General features: G+C 40.6%; 1 pseudogene. It reads left to right on the plus strand.

The annotated features are described in order from the left end of the window. Positions 1–224 precede the first annotated feature (224 nt). A pseudogene (locus tag CXF78_RS01535) lies at positions 225–977 on the plus strand (FNR family transcription factor); the annotation flags it as partial.

Raw genomic sequence — 977 nt, forward strand, 5'->3', positions numbered from 1 at the left:
TGAGTTAAGCCGTTAAGTATGTTGAATGTTTTTTAGATAGGTATTAGTTATAAGCGATTATATCTGCAATGCGTCGAAGCGAAGCGAGTTACAATTGCGCTTTAAAATGTCATTATTACAGTGTCTGTTCTCTTTATTTAGTAGGTAAGACTCTGGTGTCGAAGAGTACCTTATTAAGGCAAAATGGTATAACATGATAACGTCTTCATAAATTGAGAATGGGTATGTCTTCAGATTTGATTAAACCTCGTCGTCCATCAACTAGCGGTTGCGCCATTCATTGTCACGACTGCAGTATGGAAGCCCTGTGTATCCCTTTCACGTTAAACAATGATGAGCTTGATAAACTCGACAGCATTATTGAACGTAAAAAACCCATTCAAAAAGGTGACCTTATCTTTAAGTCTGGTGACGTGCTTAAGTCCCTCTATGCAATTCGCTCCGGTACAATCAAAAGCTATACCATCACTGAGCAAGGTGATGAGCAAATTACTGGATTCCATTTGGCCGGTGACGTCATTGGTTTTGATGGTATTCATGCACAACGCCATCAAAGCTTTGCCCAAGCGCTAGAAACCTCAATGGTCTGTGAAATCCCCTATGACACATTAGATGATTTATCTGGATCGATGCCTAAACTGCGCCAGCAAATTATGCGTTTAATGAGTAATGAAATAATGAGTGATCAAGAGATGATCCTCCTGCTTTCAAAGAAAAATGCCGAAGAACGTTTAGCTGCATTTATCAATAACCTGGCAAATCGCTTTGGTAATAGAGGTTTCTCGCCTCATGAATTCCGTCTGACAATGACTCGTGGTGATATCGGCAACTATTTAGGCCTAACAGTTGAGACTATTAGCCGCTTATTAGGGCGGTTTCAAAAATCAGGTTTAATTGAAGTCAAGGTAAGGATTTTTCTATTATCGATCACTCGGCCCTTTCCCTTATTCACATCTCCGAGCCCACCAGACAGGCCG

The organism is Shewanella sp. 11B5 (genome assembly GCF_002836795.1).
Taxonomy (GTDB): domain Bacteria; phylum Pseudomonadota; class Gammaproteobacteria; order Enterobacterales; family Shewanellaceae; genus Shewanella; species Shewanella frigidimarina.